Here is a 15,550-nt window from a genome sequence, read left to right as displayed (position 1 = left end):
CCCGACCGCGGCCGGGGCGCACCGTCGGTTCAGCCGACGCGCAGGGTGAGGGCCGCGGTGTGGAGCTTGCCGGCGGTCTGGAACTGGAGGAACAGCCGCCAGTTTCCGGACCGGGCGAACTCGGCGTGGAACGTCAGGGACGGCCCGCCGTGGTCGCCGTCGACCTTCGTCTCCGGGTGGAGGTGGGCGAAGGCCTGGTCGCCCTGGTGGAAGGCGGTCAGGTGGGCGTAGGTGTCGAGGTACGGCTGGAGGTCGGTGACCGGCCTGCCGTCCTTGGTGATCGTGGCGGTCAGCTGGTGGGCCATGCCCGCCATCGGCGCGCCCTTCACCGTGAGGGTGTAGCCGTCGACGGTGGCGGTGCCGGACGCCTTCGGCAGGGACGACGTCATGGCCATGCCGGGCACCTTCACGGTGCGGCTGAGCACGAAGCCCTTGCCCTGGCCGGCGCCGCCGTCCGGGGTGAAGGAGGCGTACAGCCGCCAGGTGCCCGGCTGCAGCGCCGCCAGTGGCGCGGTCCAGGTGCCGTCCGCGGCCATGGTGGGGTGCACGTGCTGGAAGCCGCTGAGATCGGAACGGATGGCGTAGAAGTGCATCCGCTTGGTCTGGTCGACGGCGAAGCCGGTGACCTGCTTGCCGTCCGGGCCGGTGATGGCGAAGCGGTAGTCGGCCGCCCTGCCGGCGGGGAGGGCGGCGGCCGTGGAGGTCATCTTGTAGCCGTCCTTGGCGGCGGCCAGACCGTTGCCGGTGGACGCGGTGCCCATGCCGGGCATCGACGCCATGTCGTCGGACGATCCCGAGGGGGAGGGCGAGGCGCTGTGGTCCATGCCGGCCATGGCGGAGCCGTGGCCCTTGCCGGAGTCGGAGCCGGAGCCGCAGGCGGCGAGGGCCAGGGTGAGTGCCGCGGTGGCGGCGGCCGCCGCGAGGGCGCGACGGGACGTGCGGAAACGCTGGGACATGAGTTGTGTCTTTCCAGGTGGGCGCCGTGAGCCGGCGCGGGTGAACGTGAAGGAGCCGTGCGGGACCGCGGCGATGGGCCGCCCGATCCCTCAGGGCGCCTCACGTCCGCGTGATGCACACCTGGAGCAGGAGTTGACGCCCGCCGGCCGGTGGACCCCGGCGACGGGTGCTGTGGGAACCACGCCGGACCCACGGCAGCAGGACGGCGGCCGGCAACACGAGGGCGCTCGATGCGGTCGGAGGCGACGGCATCGCGGACCGGGGCGTCGTGGCCAGACACAGCGCGCCCCGCATGGCCTCGTCCGTACGCGGGGCGGCCTCGGCGGCTGCGGCCGCGGGACGGCCGGCGGGGTGCGCGGCGGCCGGCGCGGTCGCCGGTCGGACCCGGTCCGGGTGTCCGGCCGTCATCGCGGGTGCCGGTCGTATCGCGTCCATGTGCGCGGCCGCCCGGGCGGATGCCGCGTGCGGGACGGCGGAGTCCGTGTCCGGCATGGCCCCGTGGCAGCCGCCCGCGGCCGCGGCCGGGCCGCCGTGCATGAGGAACAGCCCGAGCAGGACGGCGACCAGAACGCAGGCCCGCACCGACTGACGGATGCAGGCCCTGGCGGTGCCGGCGACGGGCTGCGCGAGGATCACGGTTCCACCCTACGGGAGCGCACGCGCGGGAACGCGGGAAGCGGGCCGAACGGGGGAGGGAGGGGGAGGAGGGCGCCGCGGGCGCGTCAGCATACCCCCATGGGTATTAGGATCGCGGTGTGGATTCTCTTGTGCCGTGTACGGCGTACGGCGTTGCCTCCGACGGTGCTGAGGTGCTCGGCCGGCCGTCAGGAGACGCCGACCGTCCTCAGCAGCAGATGAAAGTCGTGGGCGGCCTCCGCGGTGGCGAGGGTCGCCGCGGTCAGGACGGCCGCCGTCGCCGCGGTGAGGGCCGGATGGCGGCCCAGCGGCGGGGCCAGGAGGGCGGCGACGCGGCGCGGGACCGGGCCGGCCTTGGCGAGGGGGCTGCGGCGGCCGAGGATGCCCAGGGCCGCACCGGCGACACGGGGCAGGGCGGGGGTGCGGTGCGCGGCGAGGGCTGCCTTGCCGACCGTGCGGGCGACCCGCCTGCGGTCACCGGTCGAGGCGGCCGCGTTCTCGTCGGCCCAGCGCTCGACGGTGTAGGTGACGGCGGTGGCCAGCGGGCGCAGGAACGGGTTGGCGGCGGCGCCGAGTTGGGCGAGGGCGACGAAGGCGTAGTGGTGGGCGGTCAGATGCGCGCGCTCGTGGGCGAGCAGGATGTCGTGCTCGGACGCGTCCAGGCTGTGCAGCATGCCGGTGGAGACGACGACCCGGCCGGGCAGTCCCGGGATGGCGAAGGCGTCGGGGGCGTCGTCGGGGACGACGACCAGGCCGTCCCGGGCGGGCATGCAGGCGGCTTCCCACGCGGCGGCGGCCAGTGAGCGGGCCCGTCGCCACAGCATCCGCGCCGCCATGAGTACGGCGCCGCCGAGCAGCAGGCCGGCGATCAGCGAGACGGACAGCGCGGCGGGGTCCTCGTGCTGCGCGGTGCCGGCCGACCAGTGGCCCAGCGCGGCGAGTTGCGGTGCGCGGATCAGGCCGGCCACGGCCAGCAGGCCCAGCGAGATCGTGCCGGCCACGCCCAGGACCAGGGCCGAGGCGGTGAGCAGCCAGGTGGCCAGGCGGGGTTCGCAGCGCTCGGCCAGCGGGCGGGCGCCGAGCGGGGCGATGAGCGAGAGCAGCAGCGGCAGATAGACGGCGACGTGCATTCCGAGCGGCCCCTTCCTGTGCCTGCCGGACCTACGGGCTCCTGTGGTCCTACGGGTTCCTGCCGGACCTACTGGCCGGGGTGCTGGTCGGGGCCGAGCAGCTGGCGCAGCAACTCGGCGTCGTTGTCGGACAGTTCGTCGGCGAAGCGGGCGAGGACGGCCTCGCGGTCGGGCCGCTCCTCCAGGACGGTGCGCATCCGGCGGGCGGCGAAGCCTGCGTCGTCGGTGACGGGGGCGTAGGCGTACGCCCTTCCGCGTGGCGTGCGGCTGAGCAGGCCCTTGGCGTGCATGCGGGTGAGGATCGTCACCACGCTGCTGTAGGTGAGCTCGTCCCCGAGCCGCTCGGCGACCTCCCCGGGGGTCAGCGGGTCCTCGGCCCGCTGCAGCAGGCCGAGGAGCTCGGCCTCGCGCACTCCGTTGGCCCGCCTGGGGCCGCGTCCCTGTGTGTGGGCGCCCATGGGTTTGTCGTTCTCCCGCTCATCTTCTACAGTCGCGTAGAACTTCTACGGCCGTGTAAATGCTGCCGTCGCCCGAGTGTGCCATGCGCCCCCGCCCGGGGGACAGGCGGGACGGCTGACAGCGAGGACGGCGAGGACGAAAGGGACCCCGATGAGCGCCATCAGCCTCGGTCAGGCCGTTGTTCTCGGCATCGTCGAGGGGGTGACCGAGTTCCTGCCCGTCTCCTCGACCGGCCATCTGAAGATCACCGAGGGGCTGATGGGCATCCCGGTCGAGGACACCTCGGTCGTCGGTTTCACGGCCGTCATCCAGGTCGGCGCCATCGCCGCCGTGCTCGTGTACTTCTTCAAGGACATCAAGCGGATCGTCTCCGCCTGGTTCCGCGGTCTGACCAACCGTGAGGAGCGCTACCACCACGACTACAAGTTCGCCTGGTGGGTCATCTACGCCACCATCCCGATCGTCGTGGTCGGCCTGGCCGCCAAGAAGCTGGTCGAGGGCCCGCTGGGCTCGCTGTGGGTGGTGGCCGGCTCGCTGATCGTCGGCTCGGGTGTGATGTGGGCGGCCGACCAGATGGGCCGGCACAAGCGCGGTGAGGACGACACGTCGTTCAAGGACGCGATGTGGGTCGGCTGCTCGCAGATCCTCGCCCTGCTCTTCCCCGGCTTCTCCCGCTCCGGCGCCACCATGTCCACCGCGCTCATCCTGGACCTGGACCGCGTCGCCGCCACCCGCCTGTCCTTCTTCCTCGGCATCCCGGCCCTGACCGGCGCGGGCCTGTACGAGCTGAAGGACGCCGTGGGTGCGGGAGTCGGCGCCGTCCCGCTCGCCGTGGGCACCGCCGTCTCCTTCGTGGTGGCGTACGGCTCCATCGCCTGGCTGCTGAAGTTCGTCGCCAAGCACTCCTTCAACGCCTTCGTGTTCTACCGCGTCGTCATCGGCGTGGGCCTGCTGGGCCTGCTGGCCACCGGGGTGCTGAACGCCTGACCTGCGGACGGCCGAGGCCCCCGGACCCTGAGCGGTCCGGGGGCCTCGGCGCTGCACCGGCGTTGCCGGTATCGCGCTACGGCGTCGGGGTCTTCCAGATGCCGCGGCCGTGCGTGGCCACGTACACCTGGCTGCCGTCCGGGCTCGGCGAGAGGTAGACCGCCGGCGCGGTGGGCAGGTTCGTGCCCAGGCGCGCCCAGTGGCCCGGCGAGGTGCTGGTGAACACGCCCAGGTCGGTGGCGACCACGAGGGTGCCGTTCTGGGTGATCAGCGCCGAGTTGGCCGGGGCGTCCGGGAAGGAGTCCGAGGCCGCGGGGTCACCGCTGGCGTCCGTCCAGGTCGCGCCGCCGTCGGTGGTCTTCCAGACGTGGCCGTAGCCGGCGCCGGGGCCCTCGTTCCAGTGCCGGGAGAAGCCGTTGATCACCGCGTAGACCGTCTTGCCGGAGGCGTCGGACGGGTCGATGGCCAGACCGGAGACGTAGCGGTTGGGGAAGGCGGCGGGCAGGCTCACCTGGTGCCAGGTACCGCCGTAGTTGGTGGCGATGCCCCGCCCGAAGGTCCCGTCGACCGCCGAGCAGGGTCCGCACCAGGCCGCCCATGTCACGTGGTTGCGGCTGGCGACCGCCGAGGCGGAGTGGCCGGCGCCCAGGTCGTACAGCTTCGTCCAGTCGGCGCCGGAGGTGCTGTGCCAGGTCCTGGTGTTGCCCCAGACGTACTGGCCGCCCGCGACCCACAGGCCGTTCGGGTCGGTCTCGTCCGCGCTGAACGGGGCGATGAAGCGGGCGCCCGGGTCGCCGGGTGCGATGTCGGTGATGACGTCCTCGGAGCCGTCGTCGCTCGCGGTGTAGCCGCAGTTGTTCGTGATCTGCAGCGCGAGGTCGACGTACTCGCCGACCGTCTGGCAGCCGTTGGCGGGGTTGACCAGCTGGTCGCCGCCGTCACCGCCGAACGGGGAGACCATCTCGCCGTCAGGGTTGAGCTGCTGCCCCTGGTAGGTGGCGCCCTTGGGCGCGAGCAGCGAGACGCCGTTGTCCTGCAGGCCGCCCCAGACGGCGTCGCCGCTGCCGTCGGTCATCCTCCCCGCGCGCACCGAGTAGTACTGCAGGTCGCGAAGGGTGCCGGACTCGTTGAGGTTGCGCCAGCCGGCGGTCGTCTGCGCGGTCGGGCGGGCGTAGGCACCGCCGTCGTTGCCGACGAACACCTCCGGCGTGCCGCCCTTCCACTGCGAGAAGGCGAGGGCGTGCTGGTCGGAGTGCATCACGTCGCCGTCGCAGGAGTTCGCGGCCGGGTCGTACGAGAAGCACTTCATGCCGAAGTTCCAGTACCGGCCGATCGCCTTCCAGGTGGCGCCGCCGTCCCGGGACTCGAACATCTCCTCGAGACCCAGGTAGACGTGGTTCGGGTCGTTCGGGTCGACCGCGACGACCTGGTCGTACCAGGCCTGGGAGCCGGGCTGGTAGCCGGAGCCGATCGCGTTGATCTTCATCGCGGAGCCGCTCGCCGACAGCGACGAGGGGGTCGCGATCTGCTGGAACGAGCCGCTGGCGTCGCCGCTCCGGCTGACGTACACGCCGGCGAGCACCGAGTACACGCCGGAACCGGACGTCTTGTCGAGGAGTTTGGGGGACTCCATCGAGACGTACAGCCTGCTGCCGTCGGCCGCGTAGGCGAAGGCGGCGTTGCCGATCTCGGCGGGGTTGATCGCGCCGGTCGGGTTGGACCGCTTCCAGGTGGTGCCGGCGTCGTCGGAGTAGTAGAAGCCGTTGTAGTCGGCGCCGCTGCGCCAGGCCACGTTCGCCAGCAGCTTCCTGCCGTCGCTGCCGGGCTGCACGGCGATGTCGTTGGCGATGTCCGCGTAGTGGCTGTTCACCCCGCAGCCCACGCCGCTGACGCCGATGCCCGCACAGGGGGCGAGGACCTTCGACCAGGGGGTGTCCTGCCCGGCCGACAGCGGGCGCCGGAAGACGCCGTGCGAGGAGGCCGCGAAGACGTAACCGGCGGCCTTGTCGAAGGTCAGGGTGTGGATGGAGCTGGAGTCCAGCTCGGTGCCGCCCACCTTGTCGCTCTCGCCGAAGGTGCCGGTGACCGGGTCCGCGAGGCGGTAGACGCCGCTGCCCAGGTAGTTGTCGGAGGCGGTGGTCGCCTCGCCGGTGGCCAGCCACAGCGCGCCGTCGGGCGCGACCGCGAGGGCGCCCACGGACAGGGCGGGCAGCCGGTCGGCGATCGGTGTCCAGGTCTTCCCGTCGTCGGCGGACCGGAACACACCGCCGCCCGCGGCACCCGCGTACACGACCCCCTGGTGCGTCGGGTCGGTGGCCAGGGCGGCGATACGACCGGCAGAATGCCCGGCGCCGCCACCGGAGTTGGAGGCGGACCGGTCGCGGTAGTGCAGCGCGTCCTCGTTGTACGGCGAGGTCGTGACCTCGCTCCAACTGCCGGACGTGACCGGCATGTTCTTGATGTGTGCCCACGCACCCGCGTACGCGCCCGGCGCGACCTGCCCGCCGGGCGAGAGCCTCGGCTCGTTGAACGAGTCGACGGACTCCATCAGTTCGTGGGACTCCTCGCCCGCCACGTCATGGCGGCCGGATCCCGAGTCGCTGTCCACCCCGTACGCGGCGACGGGCCCCGTCCCCGCTATCAGAAGTGCGGCGGCGACGACGGCGAACGCCGCCCGCCCACCGCCCTCCGCCCCGCGGCGCGGTCTGCGCCGTGCGGAATACACACGCATGGACTGTCTCCGGCTTCTTCGGCGTAAGTGGCAGCCGCCCCTACGGCCGCACTTGATCTCCTACTGCCGAGCGCCGGAACCGTACTCCCGTGCCCTGCCTCAACCCCAGGGGTTTACAGCGACTTTATAGGCTGACAAGCGTAACGATTGCCAAAAACCGCCTCGTTCGCCGCTGCACGCCTCGGAGCGACAGCACGCGCTCACCACTTGCAGCGCAGCGGACCGGTTGTCCGTTACCGACAGGGGCCCGGGCTCAGCTCAGCTCGGTGGTGAGCTGGACCAGGCAGGTGGCGTACTGGGTCAGCATGAACGCGCGGTAGGGCAGCCGGCTGCGGCGGCGGGGGGGGCGTCCGAGGAGGCCTGCGGTGACAGCGTCGGCCGAGCGAGGGCGGCGGCATCCGGCCAGCCCGCCTTGGTCCGGGCTGAACATGAGCCAGTCACACCCGCTGCCTGGCTCGGCGCTCCGGCGGGGCTCGGGCAGACGGATCCTCAACGACACCGGAAAACGTCTCGCCCCGGGGCTCGTTGACCGGGAAGACCGGGAAGACCGGGAAGACCGGGAAGACCGGGAAGACATGGCTGGTGCCGACGAAGGTCACCCCGCCGATCTCGACATCGACGTCCTGGACGATGCCGGTGCCGGCACGGGTGAACCTTCGACGCGACGGCGAGCACGAACCCAATCCCCCGCTCACCGGCCTGTGTTTCCCCGCACTGCCCTCCAGACCCCGTCAGCACTTCAGGCACCGCCGGAACCCCCGGGGCGTGGGCGGTGACGGCAGGGCGGCGACGCGGAGTGCACGATTCGGGGCGCATCTCCCAGTCCGGCGAGTGCGAAGGCAGGAGGAGGGCGCGGAAGCGGAAGTCATGGAATGGCTTGATCGCTTCGAGCCGGACCCGAGGAGGTCTGCCGCTGCCTACGTGGCCTGCGGCGCCGAGTCGTGGTCGTTGGCAGCTGGGGGATCCCGAGCACAATCTCCTCCCGGGTTTCTCCCAAACGACCGCCGGAAGCCCGCAGGGCCCCGAACCACTCTCTGAGTACGCAAACTCAGACGGGCTGGTGACCGAAACGGATGGGTCACTCGACGCAGCGTTACTACTGTGCTCTCGACCACGACAGCGTCGCGGTCGCGCGTTCACAACAACTCGGGGCCGTACAACGAGACACGGGGAGGGCCACGCATGGCGTGGGACGAGTGGGTGCAGCTCAAGACCGCCGCGGCAGAGCGGAGCACCGGTCGGATGCATATCGACCACTTGGCTGACCCGGTAGGTGGGGCAGGCGGTGTGTCCGGCGAACTCAGGTCCGACAAGGCCGCGTGGTCCAAGGCAGGTGGCGACGTCGGCGGTCTGCGGGACAACATCAGCAAGGCGCTGGCGAAACTGCAGGACGGTCAGAAGGGCCTCGGCAAGGATGCCGGGTGCCTGACCGCTGCTGCCCAGCGAGAGGTCCACACGTCCTGGGAGCGCTACGCCGGGAACGTCAGCGCGCGCTGCGAGAAGCTGTCCGGCCTGCTGGACAAGGTGGGTCACGATCAACTCAGGACGGACGAGGCCATCAGTGCCGAGATCGCGAAGCTGAAGACCGAGTACCAGGACACGCCGGCGGTCGGCGGTCAGTCCATGGGCCGGTGATCGGATCTCATGGACTACAAGACGCTGACGGCTTTGAAGCCATCCGAGTACTCGGATGCGGCGAACGGGTTCCGTGCGGTGAGCGACATGGCCGACGAGGCCAAGGAGCGCATCGGCATGCACGTGATCGCTGCCATGAAGCAGGCCAACGAGGGGGAGGCGGCGACTGCCGCTGACGGCCAGTTACAGGAGTTGGCGAGGAACTTCCATTACACGCAGGTCGAATGCGGCCTGATCAGCACGGCGCTCGACGGGTTCGCGTACGACATGGAGGCGGCCAAGAGGAATCTGGACGCTGCGGTCGAGGACGCGCACGCCAGGAACTTCACCGTGAACCCCGATGGCTCGGTCAGCTACCCGTCGGCCGGCGAGAAAGCCGACGGCAAAATCCCGGAAGGCGGCACCATGACCGGCCTGACGGGGGACCCGGCCGCGGATGCGATCGGCCGCCAGGCAGCCAGATTCAACCCCAATCCCAACGCCCGGTACGCCCAGGAGTGCGCCGACCGCATCGCCGACGCCCTCAAGGAGGCCACGCAGGCCGACGAGAAGTGGGCGCCGAAGCTGCGGGCGTTGAAGGCCGACGACGACCTGACCGTCTCCGACCGGGACTGGGTGGACGTCAAGAAGGACACCGCCGGTGTTCTCGAGGGGGCCGAGGACTACCTGCATTCGATCAATGAGCCGCCCAAGCACGGCACCCCCAAGGAAAACGCGCAGTGGTGGAAGAGCCTTACCGACCAGCAGCGGGCTGACTACGTGACCGTCCACCCTGACTCGATCGGGTGGATGGACGGCCTTCCCGCCACCGTGCGTGATGGGGCGAACCGAACCGTGCTTGCCGAGACCCGAGGCACCGCCCAGGTCGACCTGGACGCCTGGATGGCGAAGGAGCCCGACCGCTTCACCACCATTCACCAACTCAACCCCAATACGGGTGAGGAGGTGGACGTCCGGGTAACGACCCCTGAAAGCGAAGCCGCATGGCAGAAATGGGAAGCGAAGCGGAAGGAATTGGAGGGGCGGATCGACGGCATGGATGCGATCCAGAGGCGCTATGACAACTTCACTGGGGACGAGGGGGCTCGGCCTTACCTGCTAGGATTCGACAACAAGAATATCGGCCATGCGGTTGTATCCATCGGAAATCCGGACACTGCCGATAATGTAGTGACGTATGTTCCAGGAACCACAGCGAATCTGAGTGGTGTCGATGGCCTCATTTCAAGGGCCGAAGCGCTCCAGGGAAAGATGGCGCGAACGGACTTTACGCATTCGACCGCATCGATCCTTTGGCTCGGATACGATGCCCCGCAGAGTCTCGTGCCCGATGCGACTTACAACACCAGTTGGGCCGACAGCGCTCGCGAGCCGCTGAGCGACTTTCTGGCTGGTCTTGAAACAGCCCATCACGGGGGGCACGCGAATTCGACTCTCTTGGGTCACAGTTACGGCTCCCTTGTGGCTGGCGAGACCATGCGTGACCACCCGGACCTCCCCGTGGGCAAGGCGATCCTGGTCGGAAGCCCGGGCGCTGGGGTGAATCACGCCAAGGACCTGAATATTCCCGCAGACCACGTCTGGGCGGCAACCGCCAAGAACGACCTGGTGAATATGGCCCCGCCGCAGGCAGGAGCACTGGCCCCCTTGAATCCGAACGCATACAGGCGCCTCTTCGACGACCACTCGGCTATGTATGGGACCGACCCGACATCCGATGAGTTCGGTGGTCGTACCTTCAAAGTGGGCAATGGGCATCTTCCGGGCTGGCATTTGCAAGGTATGCCCGCTCACTCCCAGTACTGGGAGGGTGATTCCCTGGACAATATAGCGGAGGTCGTAACCGGAGGAAGTCCGTGAAGCTACGAAACCTGATGTCGATTGGTGCGCTACTGACCGCACTGGTTGCTGTTACGGCGTGCGAGGCACACGGAGGGGCGAAAGGAGACGGCGTCGCAACGCCGAAGCAGGTCGGGATGAACAAGCAGCAGGCGACCAAGCGCGCAGAGGAAATCATTCACCAGGCGGTGGACGGCATGTCACCGAAACCGAAGCTCGAGCAGATCGGTCCCACGCCGGTGGGAGCCTGTATTGCCCGGGACGACGGCGGCCCCGATGATCGGTTGCAGGTCAGTCTCGCGTACAAGCTGACTGGGGTGCCGGGCAGCAAAGCCAAGTCACTGGTACGGCAGGCCAGGGACGCATGGGTGAAACTGGGCTACAAATTCCAGTCGTCGGACGCGGACTGGTCCAAACCGTTCCCCCACGTGAACATGCGCACTGAACCTGATGACTTCTGGATGGACGCCATCACCGGCGTGGTGAACCGGGCCACAGGCGACGGGCTGGCCTCCATCGGAGTGACTTCACCGTGCTTCCCGCGCAGCGCCAGTGATCAGTCCACGGGCGACTCAACAGCCTTCCACCGCACGCAGGTCGACGAGCACGCCGAGCAACTGGCTCTCGCCCACTCCAGTCGGATCTACGACGCACTCCACGTACGACACGCCCCGGCCCAGGAGGGAGGCGGAATCAGCGCCTACCAGGACGCCGAGGGCGCCTATGTCCATCATGCCTGGTCGACCCAACCGCTCTCGGAGGAGGAGACGGCTCAGGCGCTGGCGCGTGTGCGAACCCACTTCGAGAGTGCTGGCTGGACCGTGCGTCACGTTCTGGCAGAAGCCGGCGTTCCCGCGCTCGTCGCACGCAACGTCGAGGACGAGAGCGTGGCCCAGGTCGCATCATCAGCCACTGGCGCTGTGCGCGTCGCAGTGACGACGCCGGTCGCATCAGGGCGGTCCGCCAGTATCTGAGTCACCGACGGGCGAGAAACGGCTCTTTCGGTACGGGCTCACGCGCACCCGCGCAGTACAGGACGATCCCGCCCGATGAGGCTTTCGGGGCGCATCGGAGGCATGTCAACAGGAGTGAGCACAGCGACTACTGGGACAAGGAGGCGGCGCCTGTTTCCACTGCCGACATGCCGGCGATCTTCGCAACCACGCCAGACGGCTTCGAGGTTGGCCTGGAGTTCGGGTACAAGGGCCAGGCCGGTTTCCACGTGACCTCCCCGTGCGTCGACGAGTCGAAGGTCACCGAAGCGCCCAGGAAGCCCCTGGACCCGAACTCTCCGGAATCCAAGGGACTCGCCTGCGTTCACTCCGATTTCTGGTCGGCGCACACCCCGGTCTCCTCAGCCCGGCCGACGGCATCGGCGGGCGATGGGCGATCCAGGAAAAACGAATTCCGGCGCGGCGTCATGCCACTGTGATCGCTGCCGAGCCCGGCTACATGGGAGGCAGAAGCCGCGATGAGAAGCTGGGCGCGGTCGAGTTCGGCCAGCGTCCGTCCTCTGCGTGACGGCCACAACAGGCGGATTCCAGGCGCGTGTGGGCTCGTCCCGGCGCGGCCCCGTGCCCACAGGAGGATCACCGGCTCCTCGCCGGCTACGCCGGCGGTCTCCGGTTGGTACCCGAAGAAGGCACCGCAGGAGGTCCGACCCGTGCCCATCCTCGGCGCGCCGTGGCCCGGCGTCCCGGCGCGAGGGCGGGGTGCCAGCGAACGGGCCGACGCCTGCTGGCTCCCGATAGCCAAGGGACTCACACCCCCCTGCGTGCTCAACAACCTCCCGCGTGCCCGCGCGGGTCGCCCTCCGGTAGCCCCACGGTTCCCGTAGGGGGTCGGCGATCCAACGCGCATCCAGGTACATCGACCGACTCGGCGACCGAGCTCGTTCCGTATGGCCGGATGGCCCTCAGCCTCGCCTATCGCATGCACCAGATCACGCCACTTCGGTCCCTTTCGCGTTGCGCCTGCAACTTGGGATGCGAGAGGATGTTCGACGGACTGTGGGTTCTGGCGTCGCGAGGTGAAGCAGCGGCGATTGAGCAGTCCCGGCACACAACACGCTTACGGGGTGGGTGGATGAAGTTCGACATGGGGTCGACGACCCTGTCGCAGCTCGGGAAGAGCACCGTCGGCTCAAGCGACGACCTGGGCACGCTGATCAGGCTGCTGATCCAGGCCGCCGAACCGTTGGAGGGGAAGTTCAACGGTGCCGGCAAGGCCGCGTTCGACACGTTCAAGGCGCATGCCGACGAGATCACGGCGGATCTGAACAGCTCGCTGGGCGCGATCCTCGGCGGCCAGTCCGGTATGGACACGGCGTTCGGCAGCGGTGACGTCGAGTTGGGCGACAACGCGCACCAGAACATGGGCGCTGCCAACTTCGACGCCGCCCGATTCGGCGCGCGGTAACCGGCCTCGAAGAGCAACTCATCGCTGCTGTCACCGTTTTCAAGGGGGACTCGAACATGACTCAGAACCAGGATCGCCGCTCGTACGACACCGGCGCCTCCGCCGACGTACAGACCAGTCTGTCAGGAATCATCGGCCAGTTGGAGCGCGTGCTGACCGACCGCGACCGGGCGGTCAAGGCTGCGATGGCCGACTTCCGGGCCGACGGTGTCTCGGACGAGTACCACGGCAAGGAGGTCCGCTGGCACAAGGCCGCAGGTGAGGTTCGCGAGATCATCCGTCTTGTCCGCAACACGCTGGAGCAGAACGACGGCACCGCTCAGGCCACCCTCGCCAAGGCGAAGGCAGCGGTCGACAACATCGGCTGACCGGCGGTTGGCGCTGTCCCTCTTTGCTCCCGTCGGCCGCTCGCCCGAACAGGGCATGCATCTGTAGCCTGCGCGACCATGGCTGACATGGTTCGAGCTGATGCTTACGTTGGACTTGCGTGACGAGTTGTCGGCGGGGGAACTCACGGAGCTGCGATGGCATTTGGGAGCGGGCCCCCAGCCGGAAACATTCCGCATCGTCACCGAATTTCCGGTCGTGGTAGAGGACGAACACGGAGAGTTCGTCATCGAGGATCATCCTGAGCCTCTTCTCAGCCAGTACGGTGATGGCTACAAGGTTGGGGGCGCACTTGTCTCCGTGCTGCTGCGCCGGCAGGACACGGGGCAGGAGGGCTGGGCGCCGACCAGCCGACAGGAAATCCATCCGGACGATTTCGAGCGCACTGGTGAACTTCTCAACTGGCTTGCGGCCAGGGCCGGCGAGCGGCACCGAGGCTCCGACGGCGACGTCCATCTGGGATGGATTCGGTTCCACGAAGAGCACCTGCCCGCGCCGTTGGTAGTGCGTGACGGCGCAGTCGTCTGGCCGTCATAGGTCCGGGACGACGGGGCGAGGTGGTCACGGAGGCAGGGCGCCGTGGCTGGGGCATCGTCGGCCTGCGCTGCTGACCGTTGCCCATCCCCGGCCTCGTTGCGTCCGGAATCCGCGCGGCGAGAAGATGTTCGACGAGCACCCGCGTGTCCAGCGAACCGGATTTGAGTGATGTCAGCCCAGGATTACGACAGCCAGCTTCTTGAGTCGGTCGCGGTGCGGCGTCGGCGGTTGCGTGATGCCGTGTTGTTCGGGGCGCAGCGGCAGCGGCGGACCGTGGACGAGCGGCTCGGGAAGGCGTTCGCGGGGGTGGTCATCGCCGCCGTGGTGTGTGCCGGGTGTGTGGGGTGGTCCTTCGTCGCTCACCGCGTGATCGGGAAGGCTCCGTACGGGACCCCAGTGCCCGTGTCCACGCCCTCCGGTCAGCCCACCGCTCCACCACAGCCTGCGAATTCGGCCCGATGATAGGTTCGAACGCGTGATATCCCGGGGGACTGTGAGCCGTACGGCACTGAGTCGAGTCACATTGGTCGGTGAGCGGCGTCGAGTGGATCTGGTGCTGCCGGCCCGGGAGCCGGTCGGACTGTTGTTGCCCGAGGTGATGCGGCTGCTCGACGACCGGGTGGCCGAGCATCCGCAGGCCCGGCACCTGGTGACGGCCGACGGAAGTGCTCTGGAGCCGGATGCCACGCTGGAGTCGGCGGGAGTGCCCGACGGTGCCGTACTCCGGCTGGTCCGGGTCGAGGACGCGCCGTCCGCTCCGGTGGTCCATGACGTGAGTGACGAGGCTGCCGGCGATCTGGATGTGCGGGCCTGGCGGTGGGATGCGCGGGCGCGGCGGATCACGGCTGCGGGCGCGGGTGCGGTCTGGGCGTCGGCCGTCGGCTTCATGGCGCGCCAGGGGTTCGAGGCCGAGACCGCGGGATGGTCGCTCCTGGTGACCGCGGCGGTGGCCGCGGTGGCCGGTGCGCTGCTGGGGCGGGCCGGACACAAGGGGCTTGCCGCCGCTCTGGTCGTGGTGAGCGCCACTGTGGGTGTGCAGGGCGCGTCGGCGCTTGCCGTGGCCCAGGGCTGGCCGGGAGCCGAGCGGTTGGCCGCCGTGCTCACGGTCCTGGTGATGGTGCTGTTGCTGCTCGGCTGGTTCTCCCCGTTCGGGCGGGGTGCGCTGGTCGGGGCAGGGGCACTGGCCGGGGCCGGGGCGTGCTGGGAGGTCGCGCTCGCGTTCCAGTCCGGCGGAGCCGGTACGGCACGTGCCGCGGCGCTGCTCGTCGTGGTGTGCGTCGTCGCGCTGGGCGTACTGCCCCGATGGGCGCTGGCGGCGTCGGGTCTGTCCGGGCTGGACGATCGGCGTTCCGCGGGCTCGTCCGTCGGTCGCTACCAGGTGGCCACCGCGTTGGCCGCCACGCATCGGGGGCTGGCGCTGGCGACGGTCATCACCGCGGTCTGCGGTGCCGTCGCCGGAGTGCTGGCGGTGCGTACCGTGACGGTGTGGACGGTGCTGCTGGCCGTCGCCGTGGTGTTCGTCCTCGCGCTGCGGGCCCGTGCCTACCCACTGGTGGCGGAGGTGGCCGTACTGCTCGCGGCATCCATGGTGGTGGCGCTGCGGCTGGCCTGGTTGTGGCGGGAGCACTCCGGAGCCCCGGCACCGCTCGCCGTTCTCGGCGTACTGGTCGTGCTGTCCCTGGGTGTGCTGGCCGTGCAGCCCGCCGAGCATGTCCGGGTACGGCTGCGCAAGGCCGGCGACGTGCTGGAGTCGGCCGGTGTGATCGCTCTCTTCCCGCTGGTCCTCGGGGTGTTCGGGGTGTACGGGCGGCTGCTGGGCACCTTCGCGTGAGGT

17 protein-coding genes and 1 pseudogene are annotated in these 15,550 nt (G+C 69.6%); 11 read left to right on the top strand and 7 right to left on the bottom strand.

The genetic code is table 11. From position 1 onward, the window contains the following. Positions 1 to 29 precede the first annotated feature (29 nt). From ACWGJ5_RS30160 to ACWGJ5_RS30145, 4 genes are all read right to left on the bottom strand, one after another. Entirely contained in the window at positions 30 to 956 is a 927-nt protein-coding gene (locus ACWGJ5_RS30160) for a hypothetical protein (protein WP_453312796.1), read from the bottom strand. 100 nt (positions 957 to 1,056) lie between these two features. Continuing rightward, positions 1,057 to 1,593 carry a hypothetical protein gene (locus tag ACWGJ5_RS30155; RefSeq protein WP_453312795.1) on the bottom strand — a complete coding sequence of 179 codons (537 nt, stop codon included), beginning with the start codon at positions 1,591 to 1,593 and terminating at the stop codon, positions 1,057 to 1,059. 188 nt (positions 1,594 to 1,781) lie between these two features. Next, the gene (locus ACWGJ5_RS30150; protein ID WP_453312794.1) at positions 1,782 to 2,723 is read right to left on the bottom strand and encodes a M56 family metallopeptidase; all 942 of its coding nucleotides are present in this window, start codon (positions 2,721 to 2,723) and stop codon (positions 1,782 to 1,784) included. Between the two features lie 68 nt (positions 2,724 to 2,791). Then, positions 2,792 to 3,181: a BlaI/MecI/CopY family transcriptional regulator gene (locus ACWGJ5_RS30145; protein ID WP_228621322.1), complete on the bottom strand. Its 390-nt coding sequence runs from the start codon at positions 3,179 to 3,181 to the stop codon at positions 2,792 to 2,794. Positions 3,182 to 3,332: 151 nt separating this feature from the next. Here ACWGJ5_RS30145 and ACWGJ5_RS30140 point away from each other — a divergent pair, with 151 nt between their 5' ends. Then, positions 3,333 to 4,169 carry an undecaprenyl-diphosphate phosphatase gene (locus ACWGJ5_RS30140; RefSeq protein ID WP_453312793.1) on the top strand — a complete coding sequence of 279 codons (837 nt, stop codon included), beginning with the start codon at positions 3,333 to 3,335 and terminating at the stop codon, positions 4,167 to 4,169. Between the two features lie 76 nt (positions 4,170 to 4,245). Here the strand turns inward: ACWGJ5_RS30140 and ACWGJ5_RS30135 are convergent, their stop codons facing one another. From ACWGJ5_RS30135 to ACWGJ5_RS30125, 3 genes are all read right to left on the bottom strand, one after another. Beyond that, the gene (locus ACWGJ5_RS30135) at positions 4,246 to 6,900 is read right to left on the bottom strand and encodes a glycosyl hydrolase (protein WP_453312792.1); all 2,655 of its coding nucleotides are present in this window, start codon (positions 6,898 to 6,900) and stop codon (positions 4,246 to 4,248) included. A 253-nt stretch (positions 6,901 to 7,153) separates the two neighbouring features. Next, positions 7,154 to 7,330, bottom strand: a complete 177-nt coding sequence (locus tag ACWGJ5_RS30130; RefSeq protein ID WP_453312791.1) for a hypothetical protein — start codon at positions 7,328 to 7,330, stop codon at positions 7,154 to 7,156. A gap of 7 nt (positions 7,331 to 7,337) precedes the next feature. Further along, positions 7,338 to 7,595: a hypothetical protein gene (locus ACWGJ5_RS30125; protein ID WP_453312790.1), complete on the bottom strand. Its 258-nt coding sequence runs from the start codon at positions 7,593 to 7,595 to the stop codon at positions 7,338 to 7,340. 487 nt (positions 7,596 to 8,082) lie between these two features. On the opposite strand from ACWGJ5_RS30125, the gene ACWGJ5_RS30120 reads away from it, so the two are divergent. From ACWGJ5_RS30120 to eccD, 10 genes and pseudogenes are all read left to right on the top strand, one after another. Further along, a complete protein-coding gene (locus ACWGJ5_RS30120) occupies positions 8,083 to 8,535 on the top strand; it encodes a hypothetical protein (RefSeq protein WP_453312789.1) in 453 nt (150 codons plus the stop codon). Between the two features lie 9 nt (positions 8,536 to 8,544). After that, positions 8,545 to 10,395, top strand: a complete 1,851-nt coding sequence (locus ACWGJ5_RS30115) for an alpha/beta hydrolase (protein ID WP_453312788.1) — start codon at positions 8,545 to 8,547, stop codon at positions 10,393 to 10,395. A 116-nt stretch (positions 10,396 to 10,511) separates the two neighbouring features. Further along, positions 10,512 to 11,348 (top strand): hypothetical protein, encoded by an 837-nt coding sequence (locus ACWGJ5_RS30110; protein ID WP_453312787.1) that lies wholly within the window; start codon positions 10,512 to 10,514, stop codon positions 11,346 to 11,348. A 167-nt stretch (positions 11,349 to 11,515) separates the two neighbouring features. Then, positions 11,516 to 11,806, top strand: a complete 291-nt coding sequence (locus tag ACWGJ5_RS30105; RefSeq protein ID WP_453312786.1) for a hypothetical protein — start codon at positions 11,516 to 11,518, stop codon at positions 11,804 to 11,806. A 174-nt stretch (positions 11,807 to 11,980) separates the two neighbouring features. Further along, positions 11,981 to 12,142 (top strand): annotated as a pseudogene (locus tag ACWGJ5_RS30100) (LacI family transcriptional regulator); the annotation flags it as partial. Positions 12,143 to 12,459: 317 nt separating this feature from the next. Beyond that, on the top strand, positions 12,460 to 12,792 hold the full coding sequence (locus ACWGJ5_RS30095) for a hypothetical protein (protein ID WP_384461769.1): 333 nt from the start codon (positions 12,460 to 12,462) through the stop codon (positions 12,790 to 12,792). Positions 12,793 to 12,848: 56 nt separating this feature from the next. Further along, positions 12,849 to 13,160, top strand: a complete 312-nt coding sequence (locus ACWGJ5_RS30090) for a pore-forming ESAT-6 family protein (protein WP_453312785.1) — start codon at positions 12,849 to 12,851, stop codon at positions 13,158 to 13,160. A 100-nt stretch (positions 13,161 to 13,260) separates the two neighbouring features. Beyond that, complete coding sequence (locus ACWGJ5_RS30085; RefSeq protein ID WP_453312784.1) at positions 13,261 to 13,716, top strand: hypothetical protein; 456 nt, start codon at positions 13,261 to 13,263, stop codon at positions 13,714 to 13,716. Positions 13,717 to 13,884: 168 nt separating this feature from the next. Then, positions 13,885 to 14,178 carry a hypothetical protein gene (locus ACWGJ5_RS30080; RefSeq protein ID WP_453312783.1) on the top strand — a complete coding sequence of 98 codons (294 nt, stop codon included), beginning with the start codon at positions 13,885 to 13,887 and terminating at the stop codon, positions 14,176 to 14,178. Positions 14,179 to 14,191: 13 nt separating this feature from the next. After that, entirely contained in the window at positions 14,192 to 15,547 is a 1,356-nt protein-coding gene (eccD, locus tag ACWGJ5_RS30075) for a type VII secretion integral membrane protein EccD (protein ID WP_453312782.1), read from the top strand. Positions 15,548 to 15,550 lie beyond the last annotated feature (3 nt).

It is taken from the genome of Streptomyces sp. NPDC054783 (assembly GCF_053611725.1).
This window is presented reverse-complemented; position numbering and strand designations above follow the sequence as displayed.

Coding starts and splice junctions, on each gene's coding strand:
- ACWGJ5_RS30140 (WP_453312793.1), top strand. CDS start 3,333: ATGAGCGCCATCAGCCTCGGTCAGGCCGTTGTTCTCGGCATCGTCGAG.
- ACWGJ5_RS30135 (WP_453312792.1), bottom strand. CDS start 6,900: ATGCGTGTGTATTCCGCACGGCGCAGACCGCGCCGCGGGGCGGAGGGC.
- ACWGJ5_RS30145 (WP_228621322.1), bottom strand. CDS start 3,181: ATGGGCGCCCACACACAGGGACGCGGCCCCAGGCGGGCCAACGGAGTG.
- ACWGJ5_RS30095 (WP_384461769.1), top strand. CDS start 12,460: ATGAAGTTCGACATGGGGTCGACGACCCTGTCGCAGCTCGGGAAGAGC.
- ACWGJ5_RS30090 (WP_453312785.1), top strand. CDS start 12,849: ATGACTCAGAACCAGGATCGCCGCTCGTACGACACCGGCGCCTCCGCC.
- ACWGJ5_RS30160 (WP_453312796.1), bottom strand. CDS start 956: ATGTCCCAGCGTTTCCGCACGTCCCGTCGCGCCCTCGCGGCGGCCGCC.
- ACWGJ5_RS30085 (WP_453312784.1), top strand. CDS start 13,261: ATGCTTACGTTGGACTTGCGTGACGAGTTGTCGGCGGGGGAACTCACG.
- ACWGJ5_RS30150 (WP_453312794.1), bottom strand. CDS start 2,723: ATGCACGTCGCCGTCTATCTGCCGCTGCTGCTCTCGCTCATCGCCCCG.
- ACWGJ5_RS30110 (WP_453312787.1), top strand. CDS start 10,512: ATGAACAAGCAGCAGGCGACCAAGCGCGCAGAGGAAATCATTCACCAG.
- ACWGJ5_RS30115 (WP_453312788.1), top strand. CDS start 8,545: ATGGACTACAAGACGCTGACGGCTTTGAAGCCATCCGAGTACTCGGAT.
- ACWGJ5_RS30105 (WP_453312786.1), top strand. CDS start 11,516: ATGCCGGCGATCTTCGCAACCACGCCAGACGGCTTCGAGGTTGGCCTG.
- ACWGJ5_RS30120 (WP_453312789.1), top strand. CDS start 8,083: ATGGCGTGGGACGAGTGGGTGCAGCTCAAGACCGCCGCGGCAGAGCGG.
- ACWGJ5_RS30130 (WP_453312791.1), bottom strand. CDS start 7,330: ATGTTCAGCCCGGACCAAGGCGGGCTGGCCGGATGCCGCCGCCCTCGC.
- ACWGJ5_RS30080 (WP_453312783.1), top strand. CDS start 13,885: ATGTCAGCCCAGGATTACGACAGCCAGCTTCTTGAGTCGGTCGCGGTG.